The organism is Klebsiella sp. 141198, assembly GCF_050600785.1.
Taxonomy (GTDB): domain Bacteria; phylum Pseudomonadota; class Gammaproteobacteria; order Enterobacterales; family Enterobacteriaceae; genus Klebsiella; species Klebsiella aerogenes.
This window is the reverse complement of record NZ_JAQIRM010000014.1, coordinates 1-4,473: the sequence shown is the minus strand read 5'-3', so window position 1 is coordinate 4,473 and position 4,473 is coordinate 1. Positions and strand designations below refer to the sequence as shown.

The 4,473-nt window shown below is 50.0% G+C and carries 4 protein-coding genes, 4 tRNA genes and 1 rRNA gene; 8 read left to right on the top strand and 1 reads right to left on the bottom strand.

The genetic code is table 11. The features are described from left to right. From rrf to birA, 3 genes are all read left to right on the top strand, one after another. Window positions 1–83: ribosomal RNA gene (gene rrf, locus PGR10_RS25340) — 5S ribosomal RNA — on the top strand; the annotation flags it as partial. 217 nt (window positions 84–300) lie between these two features. Continuing rightward, window positions 301–1,356 carry a UDP-N-acetylmuramate dehydrogenase gene (murB, locus tag PGR10_RS25335; RefSeq protein WP_259678445.1) on the top strand — a complete coding sequence of 352 codons (1,056 nt, stop codon included), beginning with the start codon at window positions 301–303 and terminating at the stop codon, window positions 1,354–1,356. Next, the gene (gene birA, locus PGR10_RS25330; protein ID WP_087859665.1) at window positions 1,353–2,315 is read left to right on the top strand and encodes a bifunctional biotin--[acetyl-CoA-carboxylase] ligase/biotin operon repressor BirA; all 963 of its coding nucleotides are present in this window, start codon (window positions 1,353–1,355) and stop codon (window positions 2,313–2,315) included. Before murB ends, birA begins: the two co-directional genes overlap by 4 nt. 26 nt (window positions 2,316–2,341) lie before the next feature. On the opposite strand, the gene coaA is transcribed toward birA, so the two are convergent. Continuing rightward, window positions 2,342–3,292, bottom strand: coding sequence for a type I pantothenate kinase (gene coaA / locus PGR10_RS25325; RefSeq protein WP_015368830.1), 951 nt, complete (start codon window positions 3,290–3,292; stop codon window positions 2,342–2,344). A 430-nt stretch (window positions 3,293–3,722) separates the two neighbouring features. Between coaA and PGR10_RS25320 the strand changes: the two genes are divergently transcribed. From PGR10_RS25320 to PGR10_RS25300, 5 genes are all read left to right on the top strand, one after another. Beyond that, window positions 3,723–3,798: transfer RNA gene (locus PGR10_RS25320), tRNA-Thr, on the top strand. A gap of 10 nt (window positions 3,799–3,808) precedes the next feature. Continuing rightward, window positions 3,809–3,893 (top strand) — tRNA-Tyr (locus tag PGR10_RS25315). A gap of 115 nt (window positions 3,894–4,008) precedes the next feature. Further along, window positions 4,009–4,083: transfer RNA gene (locus PGR10_RS25310), tRNA-Gly, on the top strand. 5 nt (window positions 4,084–4,088) lie between these two features. Beyond that, a tRNA-Thr gene (locus tag PGR10_RS25305) sits at window positions 4,089–4,164 on the top strand. Between the two features lie 115 nt (window positions 4,165–4,279). Further along, the coding region (locus PGR10_RS25300; RefSeq protein ID WP_000031656.1) for a GTP-binding protein at window positions 4,280–4,473 on the top strand (194 nt) is incomplete at its 3' end.

Here is a 4,473-nt window from a genome sequence, read left to right as displayed (position 1 = left end):
CCCATGCCGAACTCAGAAGTGAAACGCCGTAGCGCCGATGGTAGTGTGGGGTCTCCCCATGTGAGAGTAGGGAACTGCCAGGCATCAAATAAAACAAAAGGCCCAGTCGGAAGACTGGGCCTTTTGTTTTTGTGTTTTGCGGCCAGACGCGCCGCCATCTCCCCGGTGGCGCTGCGCTTACCGGGGCTACCGATCCTTCCCCGGTCTGCGCCGCCATTCATTAACGCCCATGATGACTAGAATCCGGCCCTGAACCGATATTATTCAGGCAAGCCTTCCCTCGCTATATACGGTAAACTAATGCAGATTTTGCATCAGGAAGCCACTATGAACCTCTCCCTCAAACCCTGGAATACCTTTGGCATTAGCCATTCTGCCAAAGCAATTGTACTTGCTGAAAATGAACAACAGTTGCTGGCTGCCTGGCAAGCCGCCGCTGCAGAACACCAACCTTGTCTGATCCTTGGAGAAGGAAGTAACGTTCTGTTCCTGAAAGACTATTCCGGCACGGTGATCATCAACCGCATCATGGGGATCGAGGTAAGCGAAACGTCTGAAGCCTGGCGTTTGCACGTTGGCGCCGGTGAAAACTGGCATCAACTGGTGCAATTTGCGCTGGAAAATGGAATGCCTGGGCTGGAAAACCTGGCCTTAATTCCTGGCTGCGCAGGGTCGTCGCCAATTCAAAATATTGGTGCCTATGGCGTCGAGCTACAGCGAGTATGTGAATACGTAGACTGTATCGAACTTGAGACGGGTCGCAAGCAGCGCCTCTCTGCCGCAGAGTGTCGTTTTGGCTATCGCGACAGTATTTTCAAACATGAATATCAGGATCGTTACGCGATAGTGGCTGTTGGGCTATGGCTGAAAAAAGCGTGGCAGCCTGTCCTGACCTACGGTGATTTAACCCGTCTCGATCCGCAAACTGTTACCCCGCGCCAGGTATTCGATGCCGTTTGTCACATGCGTATGACCAAGTTACCGGATCCGAAAGTAAATGGTAATGCCGGAAGCTTCTTTAAAAACCCGGTCGTCAGTACTCAGGTCGCCCAGGCGTTGCTGGCAGCATTCCCTAATGCGCCACATTATCCACAGGCTGACGGCAGCATTAAGCTGGCGGCCGGTTGGCTTATCGACCAGTGTCAGCTAAAAGGTAAAACGATCGGTGGGGCTGCCGTTCACCGCCAGCAGGCGCTGGTACTGATCAACGAAAACCAGGCGACCAGCGATGATGTCGTTGGGTTGGCACACTATGTCCGCCAGCAGGTGGGCGAGAAATTTAACGTTTGGCTCCAGCCTGAAGTGCGCTTCATCGGAGAGCAGGGTGAAGTGAATGCGGAAGAGGTGATTGCATGAAAGACAATACCGTACCCCTGACGCTTATCTCTATTCTGGCGGATGGCGAGTTTCACTCTGGTGAACAACTCGGCGAACGCCTGGGAATGAGCCGCGCGGCAATTAACAAACATATGCAGACGCTCCGCGACTGGGGTGTTGATGTATTTACCGTGCCAGGGAAGGGCTATAGCCTCCCTGAACCGATCGAATTACTGGATGAGCAAAAGATTGCCGGGCAGATTAAACAAGGTCGTATTACCGTGCTGCCGGTGATTGATTCCACCAACCAGTATTTGCTGGATCGGCTGGACGAACTGGAGTCAGGTGATGCTTGTGTCGCTGAATATCAGCAGGCTGGTCGTGGTCGCCGCGGGCGTAAGTGGTTCTCACCGTTTGGGGCCAATCTTTATCTCTCCATGTACTGGCGTCTGGAACAAGGCCCTGCCGCTGCGATTGGTTTGAGCCTGGTCATCGGTATTGTGATTGCAGAAGTACTGCAGAGCCTGGGGGCGGATAACGTTCGGGTCAAATGGCCGAATGATATCTATCTGCAGGACCGTAAGTTGTCCGGTATCCTGGTAGAACTGACAGGTAAAACCGGTGATGCCGCGCAGATCGTCAGCGGTGCTGGTATCAACCTCGTGATGCGCCGGGTTGAGTCTGATGTTGTCAATCAGGGGTGGATCAGCCTTCAGGAGGCGGGAGTCTTCATTGACCGTAACACCCTGACGGCGCGTCTGGTGAAAGCATTACGTACCGGTTTGCAGCTATTCGAACAGGAAGGTTTAACACCTTATCTGCCACGCTGGGAAAAACTGGACAACTTTATCAATCGGCCAGTGAAGCTAATTATTGGCGATAAGGAAATATTTGGTATTTCTCGCGGAATTGATGCGCAAGGGGCATTATTACTCGAGCAGGACGGGGTAATTAAACCTTGGGTCGGAGGCGAGATATCGCTGCGTAGCGCTGAATAAACAGAAGGGAGCTTGCGCTCCCTTTTTTATTTCCGTAGGCGAACTTGATCGACCGAATGATTTGCACTTTTGGTCATTATCAAGCTGGCTCGCTCTCTGGTTGGTAATATATTTTCTTTTAAGTTCAGTAGGTTGATCTCATTCCATAATGAAGTGGCAATATTGACCGCTTCGTCTTTCGACAGTTTAGCGTAATTATGGAAATAAGAATCCGGATCGGTAAAAGCACCTTCACGGAATTTCAGGAAGCGATTGATATACCAGTTCTTTAATAAGTCTTCCGGCGCATCGACATAAATAGAGAAGTCGACAAAGTCAGAGACAAATACATGATGCGGATCGTGCGGATAATCCATCCCGCTTTGCAGAACGTTCAAACCTTCCAGAATAAGAATATCCGGTTGAGCAACGGTTTTATCGCCATCAGGAATAACATCATAAATCAGATGGGAATAGACAGGCGCGGTGGCATTTGGTACGCCAGATTTCAGGTCAGAAACAAACTTCACCAACCGATGCATATCATAGGACTGCGGGAAGCCCTTTTTCTTCATCAAGCCGCGTTCTTTTAACACCGAGTTAGGATGTAAGAAGCCATCGGTAGTTATCAGTTCAACATGACGATGTTCCGGCCAGCGGCTAAGCAGCGCCTGTAAAACACGCGCTGTTGTACTTTTACCCACCGCTACGCTACCTGCAATACTGATGATGTAAGGGATACGCTGGCCGTTGGTACCAAGGAATTGCTCAAGCACCGCCTGGCGACGGAGGTTGGAACTGATATAGAAATTGAGCAAACGTGACAGCGGCAAATAGATCTCGGCGACTTCTTCCAGCGAAAGATCTTCGTTGATGCCTTTTAACCGCGCGATTTCTTCCTCTGTCAGCGTCATCGGAACGGAATCACGAAGTGCAGCCCATTGGTTGCGGTTAAATTGTAGATAGGGTGTCATTAACGTCTGCTCTTTTTTGCTCATAAGCATGTTCTTACTATCACCGAAAAAGAGGTAGCGGTGATGCTTCACACTAGTTAATCAGGACAATGGGCAGGAGGGTAACACCAGAATGCCGGGAATAATAAGAAAAAAACTCATCGAAGGGCGCTTTCTCATAGCAGCATCACAAGTGATGAATAAGTAGAAAGAGGGGAGAAAGCGAGTCTGCTATCTTTGCAGGTTAGCGATCGCGCCTGCCACCAGGATTCCCAGGTGAAAAAACCGTCACTCTTGTATCTGACAGGCGCAGCGAAACAAATTCTGCATTAAGGAATGCGCTTTTTTTGCACTCCATTGTTTGAAATTACACCGTTTTTTCGCTTAAGAGCACAAAATGTGAGCAAGAGAACGTTTTATGCAAATTTTTAGTTGCATGAACTCGCAGGTCTCCCTAGAATGCGCGCTACTTGATGCCGACTTAGCTCAGTAGGTAGAGCAACTGACTTGTAATCAGTAGGTCACCAGTTCGATTCCGGTAGTCGGCACCATAACAATTTGGGTGGGGTTCCCGAGCGGCCAAAGGGAGCAGACTGTAAATCTGCCGTCATCGACTTCGAAGGTTCGAATCCTTCCCCCACCACCACTTTCGGGCGACGCTTTGCGTAGCCGGAGTTGGTTGGGTAAACTAATCAGCTCAACATTAAAGAGAGCAATCTCTTTTTTGTTACAGAAAGAACTGGGTAGCCGAGTTTCAGGATGCGGGCATCGTATAATGGCTATTACCTCAGCCTTCCAAGCTGATGATGCGGGTTCGATTCCCGCTGCCCGCTCCAGACGTGCTGATATGGCTCAGTTGGTAGAGCGCACCCTTGGTAAGGGTGAGGTCCCCAGTTCGACTCTGGGTATCAGCACCACTTCTTTATCTCTCCTTCCCTGTTTCTCTCTGTTTATTGCATTCAACAAGTCGGGCATGTTGCCTGGTTGATGTGGTGATATCACCGATTTATCCGTGTCTTAGAGGGACAATCGATGTCTAAAGAAAAGTTTGAACGTACAAAACCGCACGTTAACGTCGGTACTATCGGCCACGTTGACCATGGTAAAACAACGCTGACCGCTGCAATCACTACCGTACTGGCTAAAACCTACGGCGGTGCTGCTCGCGCATTCGACCAGATCGATAACGCGCCGGAAGAAAAAGCTCGTGGTATCACCATCAACAC

Coding starts and splice junctions, on each gene's coding strand:
- murB (WP_259678445.1), top strand. CDS start 301: ATGCAGATTTTGCATCAGGAAGCCACTATGAACCTCTCCCTCAAACCC.
- birA (WP_087859665.1), top strand. CDS start 1,353: ATGAAAGACAATACCGTACCCCTGACGCTTATCTCTATTCTGGCGGAT.
- coaA (WP_015368830.1), bottom strand. CDS start 3,292: ATGAGCAAAAAAGAGCAGACGTTAATGACACCCTATCTACAATTTAAC.